Origin of the sequence: Bacillus cereus group sp. RP37, from assembly GCF_040459695.1 — a bacterium.
GTDB lineage: Bacteria > Bacillota > Bacilli > Bacillales > Bacillaceae_G > Bacillus_A.
Map to the genome: position 1 here is coordinate 622,490 of NZ_JARVHP010000001.1, position 18,154 is coordinate 640,643.

Genomic DNA, 18,154 nt, shown 5'->3' on the forward strand with positions numbered 1-18,154 from the left:
TTCGTGCACAACTTTGTAGGTGCATTTTTTACCTTACAAAATTGTAATGTTCCTGTAAGGAGAATGAATGGATGGCATGATATCCCAATGTTATAGTAACAAAGTACTTTGATTCATTACGTTAACTTTTTGATGTCTTTACTTATGTGCCTTACATAACTGTCATGTTTGTGTAAGAAACATCGATAGTGGCAAGAGTAGAGAGTGTATATAGTTGAAAATAGAGAATAGAAGAAATGAGGGATGTCGAGATGAAAACAGTGTTAGAAGCAAAAAATATTGAAAAAGTGTATGACACGGGTGGTAATAAATTTGCAGCGTTAAAAGGTATTAACTTACAAGTAAAAGAAGGTGAGTTCGTTGGAATTATGGGGCCTTCTGGTTCTGGTAAGACGACTTTACTAAACGTTCTTTCTACAATTGATAATGCGACGAACGGTGAAATTTTAATTGATGGAAAAGATATCGTGAAAATGAATGATGATAAGTTAGCGTTATTCCGCCGCGATCATTTAGGTTTCATTTTCCAAGATTATAACTTATTAGATACGTTAACGGTAAAAGAGAACATTGCGTTACCTCTTGCGTTATCGAAAGTAAAGGCAAATGAAATTGATCGTCGTGTTCTTGAAATTGCGAAAAAGTTCGGCATTGATCATATTTTAAGTCAGTTCCCGTATCAAGTATCTGGCGGACAGAAACAGCGCTGCGCGGCATCACGTGCAATCGTTACGAATCCAAGTATGATTTTCGGGGACGAGCCAACTGGAGCGCTTGATTCTAAATCAGCAACAGATTTACTTGAAAGTATGAAGTCGTTAAATGAATATGATAACTCTACAATTTTAATGGTAACGCACGATGCGTTTGCGGCAAGTTATTGTAAACGAGTTATTTTCATTAAAGATGGTGAGTTATATAAAGAATTGCACCGCGGTGAATCAACGCGTAAACAGTTCTTCCAACAAGTCGTTGACGTAATGTCTTCTATTTCTGGAGGTATGGCTGATGACCTTATCTAGCATTGCCCTCCGCAACATACAGCGGAACTTTAAAGACTACTTTGTATATTTTGCATCTATGATTTTTAGTATCGTTATTTATTTTACATTTAAAGCATTGCAGTACAATTCGCAAATGGAAAAAGCAGCGGAAGCTTCTAAAAAGATTAGTGGAGCGTTCCAAGTTTCCAGTGTGATGCTTATTATTTTCGTAGCAGTGTTCATTATATATTCAAACGGTTTCTTTACAAGGAAACGTAAAAAAGAAGTTGGATTATATTCCTTATTAGGTATTCGTAAAAGACAGATTGGTAAAATGCTGTTTTATGAAAATATGTTAATGGGATTAATGTCATTAGTAATCGGGATTGCGATTGGTAGTGTCCTTTCAAAATTATTCCTTGAGTTACTAGTAAGTATGATGGGATTAAACTTAAATGTTCATTTTGAAGTACCGATGGCTGCCATTATCGATACAGCACTTATTTTCTTTGTGATTATATTGTATACATCACTTCAAGGATATCGTTTAATTTATCGCTTCAAGTTAATTGAACTTTTCCGCGCAGAACGTGAAGGAGAAGCAATGCCAAAAGGATCTGTCATTATGGCATTAATTTCAGTTTTCTTAATCGGTTCAGGTTATTTCTTAGCGTTAATGTTTATGAAGGCAGTTAAATATGCAGACTTTATGGCAGTTGCACTTTATATTTTACTTGCGACAGTATTAGGTACGTACTTACTATTTATGTTCTTTACAGTATTCGTATTAAAACGTGCAAGAAATAATAAATCATCGTTTTATAACGGTATGAATATGGTAACGACGTCACAGTTACTATATCGTATTAAAGGAAATGCAAAGTCACTTGCGACAATTTCTATTTTAAGTGCAGTGACATTAACGGCGGTTGGTACGTCAGTTACGATGTATTACAACACATTTACGCAATCAAAAGCATTTACACCATACAGCTATTCTTATGAGAAAAAAGATGCAGAACTAGATAAGAAAGTAAATACGATTCTTGCGGAAGAGAAGCAGAATCACCCTGTTAAAGATCAATTTGAAATTGAGACAGTTCCTGTAAAAGGGAAGTTTGAAGGAGACAAAGTTGATTTCATTCTTAATATGAATTACACGATTTCAGAGAAATATCAGTTTATGTCTCAGTCTGAATTTAATAAACTTGCTAAAAAAATCGACGCAGAAACAGTGAATGTAGCTGCTGGTGAAGCATTTATATATGATAGTTCATATATTGAAGGGCATGAGTTTAGTCCACAATATAAAGGAAACAAAGCAGTATTCCAAATTGGAAATGAAACGAAGCAATTAAAAATCCAAGGTGCAAATGACGTTGCGATTACAAATTTAGGTGAATTAGTTGTTGTCGTTTCAGATGAAATGTATGAGCAAGCGAAGCAAGCATTTGGAACACGCGTTGTAAAAAATATTGATGTAAAAGATGAAAAAGATAGTAAAGTGTTAACAGAAAAATTAACAAAAGTGATGCCAGCTGGTGAATCAGAAATGGTACCACCATTTAGAGATTTCTACACTGGTTTCCATATGGGGCTTGAAGGAACGGGACTAATGATGTTTATCGGAATGTTCTTAGGACTTGTATTCTTACTAGCAACGGGTTCTATCATTTACTTTAAGCAATTAACAGAAGCAAATGCTGATCGTGAGCGCTATATTGTACTTCACAAAGTAGGGGTCACAAAACAAGAAATGAAAAAAGCTATCGCAAAACAAGTAAGCTTTATCTTTGCGATTCCGTTAGTAATCGGAATCCTGCACAGCTTGTTTGCATTAAAAGGTTTAGGGAACATACTACCATTTGAAATTATGATTCCGCTTCTAATTAGTATTGGAGTATACGGTGTCATTTATATCGGATATTACTTCATAACAGTTCGTTCTTATTATAAGATTGTGAGTGCGAAATAATAAAGGAGCAGCTATCGCTATAAGCGGTAGCTGTTTTTTGATTTCTTCATAAAATCTTAAGAAATCTCCTCAATTTTTATTAAGAAACGATAGTTATACTTAGAAACAAGTTAAAACTATTGAACGAATGGGGAGAGGGTTACATGCAGCTCATAACATTCTTACACGAATTTATTAAACATCCGAAACATACTGGTGCAATTGCGCCAAGTTCAAAAATATTAGCAAAGAAAATGGTAGATGTAATTGATTTTAATAGAGCGAAATGCATTGTAGAGCTAGGGCCTGGTACAGGGGCTTTCACGAAAGAAATTATGAAGAGAAAGAAGAAGGAGACAATATTTCTTCTTATTGAAATTAATGAAGTGTTTTTCAAAGAGTTAAAGAGAAAGTTTAAAAATGAACAGAATGTTATTGTTGTACACGGTTCAGCTGAAAATATAAAGAAGTATATGGAAGCGTTCAATATAGAATGCATTGATTACGTCTTATCAGGATTGCCTTTTACTTCTTTGCCAGAAGAAGTTTCAAAACGCATTTTAAACAATACGATGGAAGCAATACATGAGAATGGGGAATTCATAACATTTCAATATTCGCTTGTGAAAAAAGGATTTATACAGCATTTCTTTCCCGAAATTACGCTAGAGAAAGTGTGGCTCAATTTCCCACCAGCGTACGTCTTTAGCTGTAAAAAAGAATTGAGGAGAGCATATGCATAATGGAATTACATGAATTATTATCTTATATTGAACAATACGGTTATTGGGCGTTATTTTTCTGTTTATGGTTAGGTATTATTGGTATGCCAATTCCAGACGAAATGATTGTCATGAGTGGTGGTTTTGTATCTTCACTCGGTATATTAAGTGTTATTCCTGCATTTTTGTTAACATATTTAGGCGTTGTCTCAGGGCTTTCTTTAGGGTATATATTAGGGAAAATATTTGGTACGAAAGTACTTGATAAGCTAATGAAAAAGAAAAAGGCGAAATATCTTTTAAAATCTCAACAAATAGTAGAGAAGTATGGTCATTATGCGTTAGTCATAAGTTACTTCATACCGGTTGTAAGACATATCGTACCGTATTTAGTTGGAATGAATAACATGTCATTTAAAACGTATGCGATTTATTCATATGTAATAGGATTTGTTTGGACGTTAGTTTACTTTGTACTAGGCTCTATATTTGGAAAGCATATAGAAATGATAGCAACCCTTGTGACCGAGTATGGTATATATTTTGGTGGCATCGTTATCATAGTTTCTATTATTTCTTATGTGTATATGCATAAGAAGAATACAGTGGTGAGTGAAATAAAGTAACATTCATAGTTTGGTAAATGATGCTGGAGGAGATTTTGTGAATAAAGGAACGATACTTATCGTGGACGATGAGAAGGAAATTAGAAAACTTATCACCATCTATTTGAAGAATGAAGGGTATGAAGTATTACAAGCTGGAGATGGTGAAGAGGGTTTAGAAATAGTAAGGAAAAGAGAAGTGCATCTAATTGTACTTGATATTATGATGCCGAAAATAGATGGTATTCATATGTGTATGAAAGTGAGAGAAATAGCGGAAATGCCCATTATTATGCTTTCGGCAAAAACGCAAGATATGGACAAGGTTTTAGGGTTAACAACTGGAGCAGATGATTACGTAGCAAAACCATTTAATCCACTTGAACTCATTGCTCGTATTAAATCACAACTTCGGAGATATATGAAAATGAGCGGGGCAAGTGTAAAAGATGAAGATGTGTTTGAAGTTGGAGATATAAAGATAAATATAGCAACGCGGCAGGTCATTATTGCAAATGAAGAGGTGAAATTGACACCGAGAGAGTTTGAGGTATTAGAATTGCTTGTACGAAATCAAGGAATGGTATTAAATGCAGAGCAAATTTATGAAAGGGTATGGAAAGAGCAAGCTTTCCAATCCGATAATACTGTGATGGTACATATTCGGAAAATACGTGAAAAGATAGAGGAAATTCCAAGGAAGCCTCGTTACATTAAAACAGTATGGGGAGTTGGCTACAAGATTGAAAAAGATATTTAAACCGATAATATGGATGAATCAAGTTTTAAAAAAAATGATAGGTAAAACAGTGAGTTATTTGCAAAAGAGCATACGGGTACAGCTAATTACTACATTTACTTTCTGTACATTACTTGGTGTATTAGTAGGAGGGGTTTCATCTTCCTTTTTCGAGGATGCGAATAAAATTTCTATCATTGATTATGCATCAGGTATGGAAGCCATTGATGGACAGACACAAAGGCTTGTTGAAAGTATGACAGAAGAAGGTCAGGAAATTAATATACAAGAACTGCTGGATCAATTAAATCATCAAAATCAATTGAAGGTTTTAATAATAGATGAGAATGGGAAAGTGGTTTATAAAACAAAGGGAGCATCAGAAGAACAGATTAATCTTCATGAGACGATGCGTAATGTAATGGATTTTAAAATGGATCAAGTACGATATGTAGAGGCACAAAATTTAAATCAAGATAGAGCTGAACAAAGGCGTAAGGAGTTTACAACTTTTTATCCGGTTACTGTTAATATGAAAAATATGTATGTCATTGCAAGTGGTATACCACAAGGAAATGTAAAGTATGTAGTGAACGGTAGTAGTCCATTCCCATCTTTACTAGGTTTTATTACTTTTCTACTTTCTTTCTTTTATATAACGAAAAGAAAGATGAATCAGATTGAAGCAATGGCAGAAGGAGTAAGAGAGTTTTCGAAAGGGAACTTACAATATAAAATCAAACAGGCAGGTCAAGATGAAATAGGGGTATTAACTTCAAATATTAATCAAATGGCAGAAAAGCTTTTGGCTAATATAGAAAAAGAAAAACAAATAGAGAAACAAAAAAGTGAATTGATTACAAATGTATCACATGATTTAAGAACACCACTTACTTCTATTATGGGGTATTTACGCTTACTAGGCGATGCGAAATATGAAAATAAAGAACAGCATGATGAGTATATAAAAATTGCTTTTTCAAAATCAGAGCAGTTGAAGATGTTAATAGAGGATTTGTTTGATTATACAAAACTAACGGATGAAAATATGGTGTTAGATTCGCAAGAAGTGTGTATGAATGAATTACTTGATCAGTTAATAGAAGAGCTAGTACCACAAGCAGAGGAACATAATCTTTCGTTTGTGAAAGAATTTGAGGAAGATCGTATGTATGCCGTTGTGGACTCGGAAAAAATGGTGCGTGTGTTTGAAAACCTCTTAATAAATGCAATCAAATACAGTATAGATAAAGCAGAAATTCAAGTTTCGCTTCAAAGAGAAGAACAGCATATCAAAATTTCTATAGCGAATCATAGTGAAGAATTTACAAAAACAGAATTGGAGAATGTGTTTGAGCGTTTTTATAAAAAAGATCAATCTAGAAGTAGAGCTGTAGAAGGTTCAGGCTTGGGGCTTGCAATTGCAAAAAGCATTGTTGAATTGCACAAAGGAGAAATTCGAGCGGAATATGGAAATGGGGTTATTCAATTTATTATCTTATTGCCAATTTAATTAGAAGGGCATTAGAAATATCGGTTACCTTCTAATTAGGGAAGAATGAGTGATAGTATTGCTATTGATTTAGAGAGAGGCTTATTTCATCATTCAGGTGGACGTTGACTAATAAAACAGAGAAGTGGAGAATCGAAGGTTATATGAAAAAATTAAGTGCGTTTATCGTATTGATTATAGTTGGAGCTACATTACTTGTAGTGAAAGGTGGACCGATTGTAGATCAACTCAATCCGTTTATTAAAGAAGATATTTATTATGCTGTTGTCGACAGTGATGGGGAATATGAAGCCAAAAGTAATGGTTTTGGTAGATGGAACTATAAATTTAAAGGATATGATGAATCTGGTAAAGAACAAAAAATTATGATGACTTCTTCAAAACATTTACGAATAGGAGCATATGTAAAGATTAAGTCTAAAGGGACTTGTGGTATAAAATGGGAAGAAATACAAGGTGACGAAATGCCCGCTAAAGCAAAAGAAAAAATAACAATAAAGCATGTCTAGTTATAGAAATGATAAGTTGTATTTAATAGATAAAGTAACGATCAAGCTTACAAATGTAATGGCAGTATATGATAATTTCTAAAATTTTTATAAAGAAGATAAAGATTATCTGAACTTTATCGAAACTGCATTTCTTCTGTATACAACTACTAGTATTCTATATTGTGTAGATAAAAAATGGTAAGGAGTAACAGGGTGATTATGCAGGTTTCTAAGAGGAAAATATTATTATTTCTTTCAATTATTCTTTTTGTTTTATTGATGATGTATGTATGTACGAATAATAGGCATGTACAAAATATTATTCACAATATAGAAGACATTTATAAAGTATATAAAGAGAATCAATTATTGAAAGAAAAAATCGAGAACCAAGAATCGTTAAAGAGTAAAGTGCAAATATTAAGTGAGGAGAAAGAAAACCTTACTAAGCTTATCAACAAGACGAGAGAATTAAAGGAACAAGGGAAATATAATTTAATTCAAGCTACAGTAGTAAGGCGTGTAGCAAAAGATTGGTATGGGAAAATCGCTCTTGATAGAGGGGTACAACATGGTGTAAAGGTTGATATGGCTGTTATGACGGTGAGTGGTCTTATTGGAAAGATAGAGAGTGTAGATCAATATACATCTGTTGTGAAATTAATTACGAAAGATGAACGAACAAATCGTTTAGCAATCACTTTCCAAAGTAACTCATCCATTTTAGGATTTGTTACAGGGTATGATAAGGAAAAACAAGCTCTTCGAATTGATAATATTCCATCAGATGAAGCGAAAGAAATAAAAATAGGTGATAGCATTATTACCTCTAAATTAAGTCAGAAAATACCACCCGGTCTTGAGGTAGCAGAGGTGATAGAGCAAGAACCAGATCAATATGGTCTTGCACATATTATTTATGCAAAACCAAAGGCGAATTTATATGATTTAGAAGATGTTATTTTGGTAGAACCTAAAGATTAGTAAAGTATAGATGAATATCATTTCTTTTTTTAGGTAGAGTAAGATTAAGAGGGAAAAAAGTCTTTATTTCTTACTCAAAAATAGAATATAGAAATCAAAAGTCCCAATCTATTAGCTTTGGGGCTTTTTCATATTCTTAAAGAAATGTTAAGAATATTCGCTGCTATTTATTAAGAAATGCTATCTATACTTAAAAATGGGTTAAGAAATGCTCGGAAAATATGTAAGGAAAATAAAAATAGGAAAAAGAAGTGTAGGAGGATATATATGAAAGCATCGGTTGTAGAGGTAAAGAATGTACAAAAGGTATACGGTAAAAAAGATGAGAGTCAATCACATGCACTAAAGGATGTATCGTTCTCAATTCAAGAGGGTGAATTCGTTGGAATTATGGGACCATCTGGTTCAGGAAAAACAACGTTATTGAATGTAATTTCTACATTAGATAAGGCAACAGGTGGAATTGTTGAAATTGCTGGAATAGATATTACGAAAATGAAGCAGGGAGAATTATCAGATTTTCGCTCAGAGAAACTAGGGTTTATCTTTCAAGATTTTAACTTACTTGAAAATTTATTAATCTATGAAAACATTGCATTACCGCTTTCTCTGCAAGGTGTTCATTCGAAAAGAATTGAATCAAAGGTGAAAAAGGTAGCAGAAATGTTAGGGATTTCAGAGATTCTTCAAAAATATCCGTCCGAAGTATCTGGTGGACAAAAACAACGCTCGGCAGCGGCCCGTGCACTTGTACATGAGCCAGCCATTATTTTAGGAGATGAGCCAACAGGAGCGCTTGATTCTAAAAATGCGAAAAGTTTATTAGAGTCGATGACCAACTTAAATGAAGAACAGGATGTTTCGATTATGATGGTTACACATGATCCATTTAGTGCGAGTTACTGCCGACGTATTTTATTCATCCAAGACGGAGAACTGTATAAAGAAATTCATCGCAGAGGTACGCGTGATGAGTTCTATAAAGAAATTTTAGATGTGCTTGCGGATTTAGGTACACAAAAAGCATAAGAAAGAAGGTTCAACATGTTATTCAAACTTTCCATGTCGGGACTAAAAAGTAAACGAAAAGACTATATGGTCTTATTAGTTGGGCTTATTATGTCTATTTCAATTTTTTATATGTTTCAAACGTTAGCGTTAAATAAAACGTTTATTGAAGGGAATTCAATGGACGGGATTTTTTCCGTCTTTCAAACGGGCTCATTTTTATTAGGTTTTATTACATTATTTTACATTTTGTACGCCAATTCATTTTTATTATCACTTCGGCAAAAAGAATTTGGTATGTATATGGTATTAGGGGCAAAAAAGCATAAAATTACATTGCTCATGTTTATTGAAACAATTGTATTAGGAATAGTATCTCTTATAGTAGGTGTGATAGTCGGTATAATCTTGGCACAAGGTGTTGGACATTTACTGATGAAGGAGATGGAATTTACTGGAGGTGGTTATCATGCATTTTATGTACCATCAATCTTTGTTACTTTCATCTTTTTCATTTCCTTATTTATGTTATCAGCAATTATGAATGGTATGAAACTAGTGCGTAATTCTCTATTACAACTTGTTCACTCCGATAGTCAAACAGAGCGTACGCCTACTAAAGGAAAACTAACAAGTATAGTAGCACTTTTATCGATTATTTTATTAGCAGTTGGCTATGTTTCGATGATTTGTATGAAGGAGCTAAAGGAATCAGGATTTATCATTGCAACAATTACAGTAACATTAGGAACTTATATGCTATTTGCATCATTCCTTCCCATTATTATTAACAAATTAAAAGCGAATAAAAATCGTAGTGAAAAAGGAATCAATGCGTTTACGTTTGCACAGTTAAGTTTTTCTATTAATAGTTTAACGAAAGTATTAGCGACAGTTGCTATGTTAGTGGCTCTCGGTGCGGGTGCAATCTCCAGTGGTATGGCGTTAAAAAATAATGTCACAAATATGGTGGAGAGTGCAGAATACTATGATGTCGAAATTAAAAATCCCACAGCAGAAGAAAAGAAAATATTAGATAGTATTACATTTAAAGAAAAGAATGAATATCGATACAAAGTAGATGAGCAGTTTATTTATCAATTGAAAGAAGATTTGGAAAGAAATCGTCCGCTAACACGTACTGGAAAGGACGAGAATAGTAGCCGATTCATTCCTATTTCGAGGGAACTAGTTGCGGGATCCGTTTTAAGTCATAGCCAAGAAAAAAATGAGAATAATACCAATGTAATTCCAGAAGAGTGGGGAAATGTTTTACGGTCTCTTCAAAAGACATATATGAATCCTAGTCAAAAGATACAAATTGTAGATCAAAAGATGTATGACGGGATACAAGGTAAAGAAGAAATTATAATACTGGGGAAAACGGACCATTTTATAACGTATAAAGAAGAATGGAAAAAAATCGATGAATTAGAATTAGCTAAATATAAAGATATGAAAGAAGTACATCTTTTGAGTAAATATATGCTGTATGAAGGATATTACAGTACTTACAGTGGAACAGTATTTATGGGGTTTTTCTTAGGCATAGCTTTCTTAGCGATGCTGGCAAGCTGTTTAATGTTTAAAATTCTTTCTGGTGCTTCAAAAGATATTATTCGCTATCAAATGCTTCGTAAAATTGGTGTGCGTTATGAGCTATTAACGAAATCAATTTATAAAGAGTTACTTTTCGTTTTCTTGTTCCCAGCGATCGTAGGTATAATGCACGTATTAGTCGGAATGAGCATGTTCTCGTTCTTAATAGATAATCCATATTTCCGTATTTGGCTGCCGATTATTATTTTCTTAGTCATTTACGTGTTTTATTATTTCATTACAGTTCAATTGTATAAAAAAATTGTCCTTCCGAAAGAAGTGTAGTATATAAGCCTAGATATAAATCTAGTAAAAGTTTATATTAGAGTGTTTTGAAAACATATAGAAATGATTGTAGCGAATTGATTTAATGAATATAGGGGTATAAAATATGACGGAAGATTTCCTGATATATTACTTTTGTTGTAAGAGAGGATACACTATGTTATTGATTTCTTAACATCATTTCGATAGGAATTATGACCGGGATGAAAGTAGTAGTTTTTGGGATAGTAGAGAGAAAAAGGTTTGTATATGTATTGTCCTAAGTGGAATGGGAGGATTAGAAAGGGGAATTCTGCTCCTTTTTATTCAAAATGTAATTTGTTTTTTAGTAAAGAATGATAGTTGGAATGAGTTTGAGATATTGAAAAAGCTTTGCGAGGATACGCAAAGCTTTTTGTATAGTTTATTTTCTTTCGATTCACATTGTAAATAAGGAGAAAGAGAATCCTCTATGTTTCAGTTTATAAAAGGTGAAGAAGAGAATTTATTATATCTTTTGTAATAAGCGTTCGCCGCTTTCCATATCGCTTTTGCATAACGGACATTTCGGTTCTGCTTCTAATGAAAAGTTTTTACGCATCCATCCACGGCAGTTTTCTTCTTGGCACTCCCATACAGCAATTGCTTCTGGTTCTTCTACAGGTTTATCATTTTTTCTCCAATACATGTGATCGCTCCCTTAAATTGAAAAGTTTTTCAGAAAAACAAAAAAGGTTGTTAACGATTTTGTTAACAACCTTCTTTGTATTAGTTCATTATACTTTGTTTTTTGGAAAAATGCGAAGGTTAGTAATTGTTAAAGTATAGAGGAATAAGGATTATATAAGCTAAGGATTATAAATTATCGTTGAAAGCTTTGGTAATCATTCAATTTGACACGGTGTGTGACGTCAACCTTCTCCTCATTTTTCTACCTTTTTCAATTTCTACTAATGTTTTTTTCGATAAACCAATAACTTCTGACATTTTTTCTTGTGATAAATCATTTTCAACACGGATAAGTGTGAATTTGGAATTAACGAGTTCAATAAATTCTTGTTTATTTATAATGCCACTCCTCTTTTGTTATAGTGTAAATTTATCGAAACAATAGGGATGGTAAGGAACAAGAAGCAACTATTAATGAAGTAGGTAAATTAACAAAAGGTTCGTACTGGAATATGCTTACAAAGGGAAAGTTTTTACATGATAAAATGCAAGTAATGATGGGTATGACTCCTGATGGACGAAGCAAAGTTAGGATTGTAAGTATGAATCCGATTCTTAATGAGAGAATTAGATTTGTTATTTTATGGTAAAATATAGGGGGAGGGAGGAGTAAGTTATGCTACTCATTGTTAGCCTTATTTTAATTGGAATCATGTGTAGTATGAGAATAGTATCTTTACATATGATAGAACGAGATAAGATAGAAGAGCGATACGTATATTGTCCAAAATGTGATGCGAAAATTAGAAGAGGGAATGCTGCTCCTTTTTGTTCGAAATGTAATTTAATATTTTAGTTCAAGTAAGTCCGCCGAATCACTTTGTATGGTGCTGGATTGTTCTTTTGAAGAAACCGTTGGGAAATTTCAGTGCTATTTCAAAAAAACGAACTGTATTACTTCTTTATACGAGCGACATATACCAAAGTTAAGAACAGACTATGAAAAAGGTATCTGGATTCACTGTGTGGATGATATTTCATTATTAAATAAGTGGGAGGAGAAATATCGAATTTTTCCTGAATATATGAATGTGTTTGTAGAATATGGGAGTGTAAAGGATTTCCCATATTTATCAGATAGAGAGAAAAAAGAATTAGCCTTTAAAATCGTTCATACTGAAATGTGATTGGGATATAGAGATGTTAGAAAAAGCATACAATAAGGTACTGGATTTGGATTATAAAAATGAATTTATTTATATAAAGAAGAGTAGTCCAAATAAAAAATATGTATGTAGTATAATTTGGCAGCATGAAGTGATGTATGCTGATATGTACTTAGAAATAAGGGAGTATAGAACGAGACGACTAATCAAAAAGGAAAAGCTTATTAGAGAAGAAGATATGTATAAAATGTCTAATCATGTTAGTGACGTGGCTTGGAAATTAAACCATAAAGTAATGTTGATGAACGACAAAGAGAAAACTATGTGGATGTTAACTTTTTTAGAGAAAAACGATCCAGATAATTTAGTTTGGAAGATTGAACGAATTGAGGAAAGTTGATAAAAAAGAGCTTGAAACAATTCAAGCCCTTTTTTTATTACTATTTATGTCCTAAAATATGTTCAACCTCATGCACACTTAATTTACTTGCCTTAGCAATCGTTTCAAGTGGCATACCAAGATCATACATGCTTTTAATCATTTGCATTCTGCCCTGTTGAACACCTTCTTTTCGACCTTGTTCAATGCCTTGTTCAATGCCTTGTTCAATGCCTTGTTCAAGCCCTTGTTCAAGCCCTTTTTCAATTCCTCTTTTTATTCCTTCTTGCTCTGCGTGAGCGAATTTTGCGGCCTCATCCATTAGAACCTTCTCCCTTGCGTCATAAGCTTGTCGGAAAGAAGAATCTTGACTCATACGTTCCCATTTATTTATCGCTTTTTGTAAAATAGGATCTTGGTTCATAGCAATATCCTCCAATGTTTTAGTTAAGTGCTCATCCTCATTTGCTGAAAGCAATAAAAGCCAACGAACAAATGGATCTTTCCACGGATTTACTTTTTCTTCATGCCATTGTTCTATTAATTTTGGCATTTCTACAATGTGAATCTCTATGTCATCACTCAAGAGTTTTTGTTGTTGTGTATTCCATAACGTGCCCGTTGTATGAAATTCTTTGTGATCTAAAAACATTATGAAGTTTAATAAATTAATGGTGATGGTTTTACGAAGTGCACTATATGGCATGCCTTTTTGTAATTGAGATGTGTATAATTTTCCCCAATAATATAAACTGCGTTTCATCATATCGTGATTATTATTAAGTTGTATTTCTACATTTATTTTTGTTCCCGTGTTTAACGTAGCTGAAATGTCTAGAATTGATAACTTATCATCTTCATATTCCCGGTGTAAATGTGGATCTTCTAATTGTAGAGAAGCGATGGGTGACTCTAAAGATTTTTGTAACATCGCGTTTAAAAAAGTGATTAGAATATCTTCACTATCATTTGTACCAAACAATTGTTTAAATGCAAAATCAATGCGTAAATTAACTAACTGTTGGTTGAACAAAGTTTGTCCTCTCCCTTATATCAAGGTGCTTCTTTCCTTCATTTTACCTAAAAATAACTAGAGCATGCAAATAGAGCATTCTGCTATTTTTAAGTAGCATTATTAGAATGTCACAGGCAAGAATGGCTATGTTATACTCTAGTGAAATTGAAAAGTTTATATAGAGGTGAAGATGATACATATGCAAAAAGGTATTTTGAAACTATTAGATAAAAAGCAAAGTAAGTATGAATTTCCTACCCTTGATAATGAAGATATGGCTATTTCGCAAGTGAAATTCTCTCTTTTCTTTAAAGATAATAAGGATTGGTTAATGGTGTTTCAGGTTGTTGGTGTAGGATCATTAGGTGTATGTAATGATATTCAAATATATGGTGATGGCATTTTGCAATTAAATGATGGAGATTATGAATTATTTGATGATGAAGGTGAATTTGTATTGGATATTCATAAAGGTAGTGTGAAAATTCGTGATCATCATTTTGAATATGAATTTACAGAAGAAGATTATGTGAATCATGGAATAGAAGTACAAACGACAGAGTCTTATTCAACATATTTCATGCGTGTGCTTGCTACTAATGATGAAGCTCGAAAATTAGTATGGTGGGATAAAGAAGAAATTTTAGAAGAGTGCGGTTTAGAAGGTGATTGGGAAGTAGCGTATGAAACGGAAGAATGGCAACATGTTGAGGATGAAAAAGTAAGTGAAAATGAATTCTTCCAATCAGTAGCCGCTGCAATAGAGAAGAAAGATCCAAGTGTTATTGTGAATAAGAACGCTAATACACATTGGAAAAATTGGGTGGAGTTTGATTATGAAAACTAGGTTAAAATACCTTTCTAATAAAAAAGACGAGCTAAAATGTTAAAACTTTAGCTCGTCTTTTTGTATTACACAACCGCAGGATTATAAATCATCGTAAAGTGCCCTTGCAATAATTCAATATGACAAGGTGTATGAAGCGAGCTTTCTCCATCTGTATCTACTTCTTTTTCTTCCTCTGTTTCAATATGAATGGATTTCGCTTTTACGTGGAAGATATCATTTTCATTTGAGTCTTCAAATAATTTCTTTCCGATGTAATCTTTAAATGCTTGAATCCCTGTTGATTTTACAACGAAAATATCAAGTGTTCCGTCGTCGCATTTTACGTTTGGGATAAAGGAAGGAATACCACCAAGATATTCACCATTTCCAACCATAACAAGGACAGCTTCGTCTTCATATACTTGTCCGTCGTACGTAATTTTTACTGGGAATGTTTCAGCATTTTTGACAGTTCGAATGGTGCTTAGGTAGTAACCAATTTTACCAAGCTTTGCTTTCTCTTCTGCATCGATATTGTTTGATACTTCAGATACGAGTCCAATACCCCAAAAGTTTAAGAAATGTTGTTCGTTTGCTTTTGCGACGTCAACTGGTTTTACATGTTCCTTTGTGATAAGCTTTGCTGCTTCTGCAATATTTTGCGGAACACCGAGTGTGCGAGAGAAGTCGTTGCAAGTTCCGCCGGGAATAATTGCAAGTGTAGGTCTAGTTTCAAGAGGTGCTAAGCCGTTTGTGCATTCAAATACAGTGCCGTCACCACCAAAGACGATAATTAAATCTACTTTACTAGCAAACTCTTGGCAATATTTTGTTGCATCACCTTGCTTTTTCGTATGAAGGATATGTAAGTCAGGAAAAGCTGCCGCAAGAGGTGGTACGATTTTCGTTAAGTTCGTATGTAAATCGCCTTGCCCTGCTTTTGGATTTACGATGAGGAGTACTTTTTCAAATTTTGTTTTTGTCATTTTATTCTCTCCCTTTGTCTTTTACGAATCGTGATAGAAAATAAACTTCCATCAGTAATTGATGAAAGTTCATTCTATTATATTATTCCGTTACAACTGAAGCGATAAATGGTAAGTTACGATATTTTTCTGCACAGTCGATACCGTAGCCAACGATAAATTCGTCTGGAATTTGGAAGCCAACATATTCAGCTTTTAAGTCTACTTTACGACGCTCAGGTTTATCAAGTAACGTACAGAATTTCAACGCTTTCGGTTTATGCATAAAGAAGTGATCTTTTAAGAAGTGAAGTGTTAAACCAGAATCGATAATATCTTCTACTACAATTACGTTTTTTCCAGTAATGTTTACGTCGATATCTTTTAATAGTTTTACTTTTCCAGTTGTTTCTGTTTGATTTCCATAGCTAGATGCAGAAATAAAGTCGATTGTTACATCGTTTTTAATGTGACGAATTAAATCAGCAGCGAATACGAAAGATCCTTTTAATACAGCGATGACTATGATTTCTTCTCCTTCAAAGTCACGTTCGATTTGAAGTGCTAGTTCTTTTACTTTTTCTTGCAATTGTTCTTCAGAAATTAAAGTGTCTTTTATTTCAATATTCATTGGAGTCCTCCTACAGTGTAAAACTTGCGAACATTTCGACTGTAAAGGATAGAAAGGAAAAAGTCAAAGAAGACATAAGGTTTTTACAAAAATCCCCACAAAATAGTCAGATGATATGATATACTGATTATATTAAGAAAACGCTTCCATAAAGGGTGATTATGATGAGAAAGAAAGAGTATACAAGTGCAACATTTATAAAAGCATTACTTTTAACAATTGTTCTTGGTAGTTTGGCTTACATAATTGATGTACCAGCGATTCGGATTTCACTAATTGGAATGACTTTAGTATTAGGCGCAATTTCCCACGGTATGATGTCACAGCTGCAAGAAGCTGGAGTCAATCATATGAAAGATCATATAGATGAGAAATGAGAAACCTTCACGTATAGAGAGTGAAGGTTTTTTGTTTCTTACAAAAATGTAAGGTAGTTGTAAGACAAATCGATAGTTGCATAGTAGTGTTTTGGATAAACTATAAGTGTAAGGTAAAAGGCAAGCATATTTTAGGTAAATTAAGTTTTAGGCACTCTATATGTGAAAAAGGAGTAGGAGGGCATGGAGAAACGTTGGACGACCTTTTCTTTTCTAGCAACTAGCAACACCGTAATGCTAGCTGGCGAAATGGATTTTTTGCACTTGTTTGATCGAGAAGATGATCATTCTTCTTCTAAATTTACAATGAAATGGAATAAATGGAGCGAGAGTTGTAGGTTTGAAGAAGAGACCCCTAATGAAGAGCAAAAGATTATTTTGACAAACCCTATTAAAGCGTGGATCGTTCAACGTCGTAAGTGTAACGTCAAAAATCACTTCAAGAAAACTGAGCCGAGACAATTAGTTATCGCTCCGGCCCGTTCTACTTCTAAATCACGCGAAAGTAACATGTAAATATTGAGACACACACCCGAAAAAACATCGTATATATTGCGATGTTTTTTATTTTTCTACAATGAAATCTTTAAATGAAATATATTTTATCTGCATCTTATATTTATATCTCTTGTTTATTCTAGTGATACATCCGATGCGAAGTGATGTAAAACGTATAAAAGGAGAGAAATAAAATGAAAAAGAAACTATTACCAATCTGTGCGATGGCACTTTTAACAGTAGGATATTCTTCAGTAGCGAGTGCGGATACTGGAACAGTAACAAAGGAAGAAGCAACGCAACTGCAACAAGATAAAGCGAAAAAAGAAGCAGCGATTAAAGAACAGCAAAAAAGTGAAGAAGAGAAAAAGAGAATAGCGCAAGAGCAGTTAAAAAATGATATGGCTAAAAAAGAGGAAGCGATAAAAGCTGGACAAAAAAGTGAAGAAGAGAAAAAGGGAATAGCACAAGAACAGTTAAAAAATGATATGGCAAAAAAAGAAGCAGCAATTAAGGAACAGCAAAAAAATGCTGCAGCAAAAAAAGAAGTAGCAAAGCCGGTTGTACAAGGTGAAAAATTACCAAACACTGCATCAAATAATGTAGTAATGATGGGGTTAAGCGCGTGTCTTGTCGCAATAGGTACATTATTTGGTTTGAATCGTCGTAATAAAGTTAAGGTGTAAATAAAATATTGTCCTATAAAGAGCGGGAAAATTTCACATATTAAAAATGGTAGGTTATTCCTACCATTTTTTTGCAT

The 18,154-nt window shown here is 33.4% G+C and carries 19 protein-coding genes and 2 pseudogenes; 16 read left to right on the forward strand and 5 right to left on the reverse strand.

Annotation, left to right across the window (positions count from 1 at the left end; all coding sequences use genetic code 11):
• The first annotated feature begins 251 nt into the window (after positions 1–251).
• The 10 genes from QCI44_RS03215 (at position 252) to QCI44_RS03260 (ending at position 10,883) form a co-directional block, all read left to right on the forward strand.
• Positions 252–1,022 (forward strand): ABC transporter ATP-binding protein, encoded by a 771-nt coding sequence (locus QCI44_RS03215; protein WP_016085793.1) that lies wholly within the window; start codon positions 252–254, stop codon positions 1,020–1,022.
• A complete protein-coding gene (locus QCI44_RS03220; RefSeq protein ID WP_016135539.1) occupies positions 1,009–2,958 on the forward strand; it encodes an ABC transporter permease in 1,950 nt (649 codons plus the stop codon). Before QCI44_RS03215 ends, QCI44_RS03220 begins: the two co-directional genes overlap by 14 nt.
• Before the next feature lie 143 nt (positions 2,959–3,101).
• Positions 3,102–3,680: a class I SAM-dependent methyltransferase gene (locus QCI44_RS03225; RefSeq protein ID WP_016136891.1), complete on the forward strand. Its 579-nt coding sequence runs from the start codon at positions 3,102–3,104 to the stop codon at positions 3,678–3,680.
• Positions 3,680–4,285: a DedA family protein gene (locus QCI44_RS03230; protein ID WP_016085796.1), complete on the forward strand. Its 606-nt coding sequence runs from the start codon at positions 3,680–3,682 to the stop codon at positions 4,283–4,285. The genes QCI44_RS03225 and QCI44_RS03230 overlap by 1 nt, the downstream gene beginning before the upstream one ends.
• A gap of 37 nt (positions 4,286–4,322) precedes the next feature.
• Positions 4,323–5,024, forward strand: a complete 702-nt coding sequence (locus tag QCI44_RS03235) for a response regulator transcription factor (RefSeq protein WP_353810998.1) — start codon at positions 4,323–4,325, stop codon at positions 5,022–5,024.
• Entirely contained in the window at positions 5,008–6,516 is a 1,509-nt protein-coding gene (locus QCI44_RS03240; protein WP_016085798.1) for a sensor histidine kinase, read from the forward strand. The genes QCI44_RS03235 and QCI44_RS03240 overlap by 17 nt, the downstream gene beginning before the upstream one ends.
• Before the next feature lie 143 nt (positions 6,517–6,659).
• Positions 6,660–7,025, forward strand: coding sequence for a YxeA family protein (locus QCI44_RS03245; RefSeq protein WP_016085799.1), 366 nt, complete (start codon positions 6,660–6,662; stop codon positions 7,023–7,025).
• Between the two features lie 201 nt (positions 7,026–7,226).
• Positions 7,227–7,991, forward strand: coding sequence for a rod shape-determining protein MreC (mreC, locus tag QCI44_RS03250; RefSeq protein WP_098560629.1), 765 nt, complete (start codon positions 7,227–7,229; stop codon positions 7,989–7,991).
• Between the two features lie 267 nt (positions 7,992–8,258).
• Positions 8,259–9,020 (forward strand): ABC transporter ATP-binding protein, encoded by a 762-nt coding sequence (locus QCI44_RS03255; protein ID WP_016085801.1) that lies wholly within the window; start codon positions 8,259–8,261, stop codon positions 9,018–9,020.
• A 15-nt stretch (positions 9,021–9,035) separates the two neighbouring features.
• Positions 9,036–10,883 (forward strand): FtsX-like permease family protein, encoded by a 1,848-nt coding sequence (locus QCI44_RS03260; RefSeq protein ID WP_353810999.1) that lies wholly within the window; start codon positions 9,036–9,038, stop codon positions 10,881–10,883.
• Between the two features lie 487 nt (positions 10,884–11,370).
• On the opposite strand, the gene QCI44_RS03265 is transcribed toward QCI44_RS03260, so the two are convergent.
• Together QCI44_RS03265 and QCI44_RS03270 are read right to left on the reverse strand one after the other, a co-directional pair.
• Positions 11,371–11,550 carry a cold-inducible protein YdjO-related protein gene (locus QCI44_RS03265; protein WP_000289926.1) on the reverse strand — a complete coding sequence of 60 codons (180 nt, stop codon included), beginning with the start codon at positions 11,548–11,550 and terminating at the stop codon, positions 11,371–11,373.
• A 239-nt stretch (positions 11,551–11,789) separates the two neighbouring features.
• Positions 11,790–11,930, reverse strand: a pseudogene (locus tag QCI44_RS03270) (helix-turn-helix domain-containing protein); the annotation flags it as partial.
• Positions 11,931–12,207: 277 nt separating this feature from the next.
• Here QCI44_RS03270 and QCI44_RS03275 point away from each other — a divergent pair.
• Together QCI44_RS03275 and QCI44_RS03280 are read left to right on the forward strand one after the other, a co-directional pair.
• Positions 12,208–12,387, forward strand: coding sequence for a hypothetical protein (locus QCI44_RS03275; protein ID WP_000924670.1), 180 nt, complete (start codon positions 12,208–12,210; stop codon positions 12,385–12,387).
• Between the two features lie 88 nt (positions 12,388–12,475).
• Positions 12,476–13,097, forward strand: a pseudogene (locus QCI44_RS03280) (hypothetical protein); the annotation flags it as partial.
• 40 nt (positions 13,098–13,137) lie between these two features.
• Here the strand turns inward: QCI44_RS03280 and QCI44_RS03285 are convergent.
• Complete coding sequence (locus QCI44_RS03285; RefSeq protein WP_098413115.1) at positions 13,138–14,109, reverse strand: Rpn family recombination-promoting nuclease/putative transposase; 972 nt, start codon at positions 14,107–14,109, stop codon at positions 13,138–13,140.
• A 172-nt stretch (positions 14,110–14,281) separates the two neighbouring features.
• On the opposite strand from QCI44_RS03285, the gene QCI44_RS03290 reads away from it, so the two are divergent.
• Positions 14,282–14,938 carry a DUF7003 family protein gene (locus tag QCI44_RS03290; protein ID WP_353811000.1) on the forward strand — a complete coding sequence of 219 codons (657 nt, stop codon included), beginning with the start codon at positions 14,282–14,284 and terminating at the stop codon, positions 14,936–14,938.
• Positions 14,939–15,003: 65 nt separating this feature from the next.
• On the opposite strand, the gene QCI44_RS03295 is transcribed toward QCI44_RS03290, so the two are convergent.
• Together QCI44_RS03295 and hpt are read right to left on the reverse strand one after the other, a co-directional pair.
• A complete protein-coding gene (locus tag QCI44_RS03295; RefSeq protein WP_016085807.1) occupies positions 15,004–15,906 on the reverse strand; it encodes a diacylglycerol/lipid kinase family protein in 903 nt (300 codons plus the stop codon).
• Between the two features lie 82 nt (positions 15,907–15,988).
• The gene (hpt, locus tag QCI44_RS03300) at positions 15,989–16,516 is read right to left on the reverse strand and encodes a hypoxanthine phosphoribosyltransferase (protein WP_016135533.1); all 528 of its coding nucleotides are present in this window, start codon (positions 16,514–16,516) and stop codon (positions 15,989–15,991) included.
• Between the two features lie 161 nt (positions 16,517–16,677).
• On the opposite strand from hpt, the gene QCI44_RS03305 reads away from it, so the two are divergent.
• The 3 genes from QCI44_RS03305 (at position 16,678) to QCI44_RS03315 (ending at position 18,077) form a co-directional block, all read left to right on the forward strand.
• Positions 16,678–16,893 carry a hypothetical protein gene (locus QCI44_RS03305; RefSeq protein WP_016085809.1) on the forward strand — a complete coding sequence of 72 codons (216 nt, stop codon included), beginning with the start codon at positions 16,678–16,680 and terminating at the stop codon, positions 16,891–16,893.
• Positions 16,894–17,076: 183 nt separating this feature from the next.
• Positions 17,077–17,409 (forward strand): hypothetical protein, encoded by a 333-nt coding sequence (locus tag QCI44_RS03310; protein WP_016135532.1) that lies wholly within the window; start codon positions 17,077–17,079, stop codon positions 17,407–17,409.
• A gap of 176 nt (positions 17,410–17,585) precedes the next feature.
• Complete coding sequence (locus QCI44_RS03315) at positions 17,586–18,077, forward strand: LPXTG cell wall anchor domain-containing protein (protein ID WP_098560626.1); 492 nt, start codon at positions 17,586–17,588, stop codon at positions 18,075–18,077.
• Positions 18,078–18,154 lie beyond the last annotated feature (77 nt).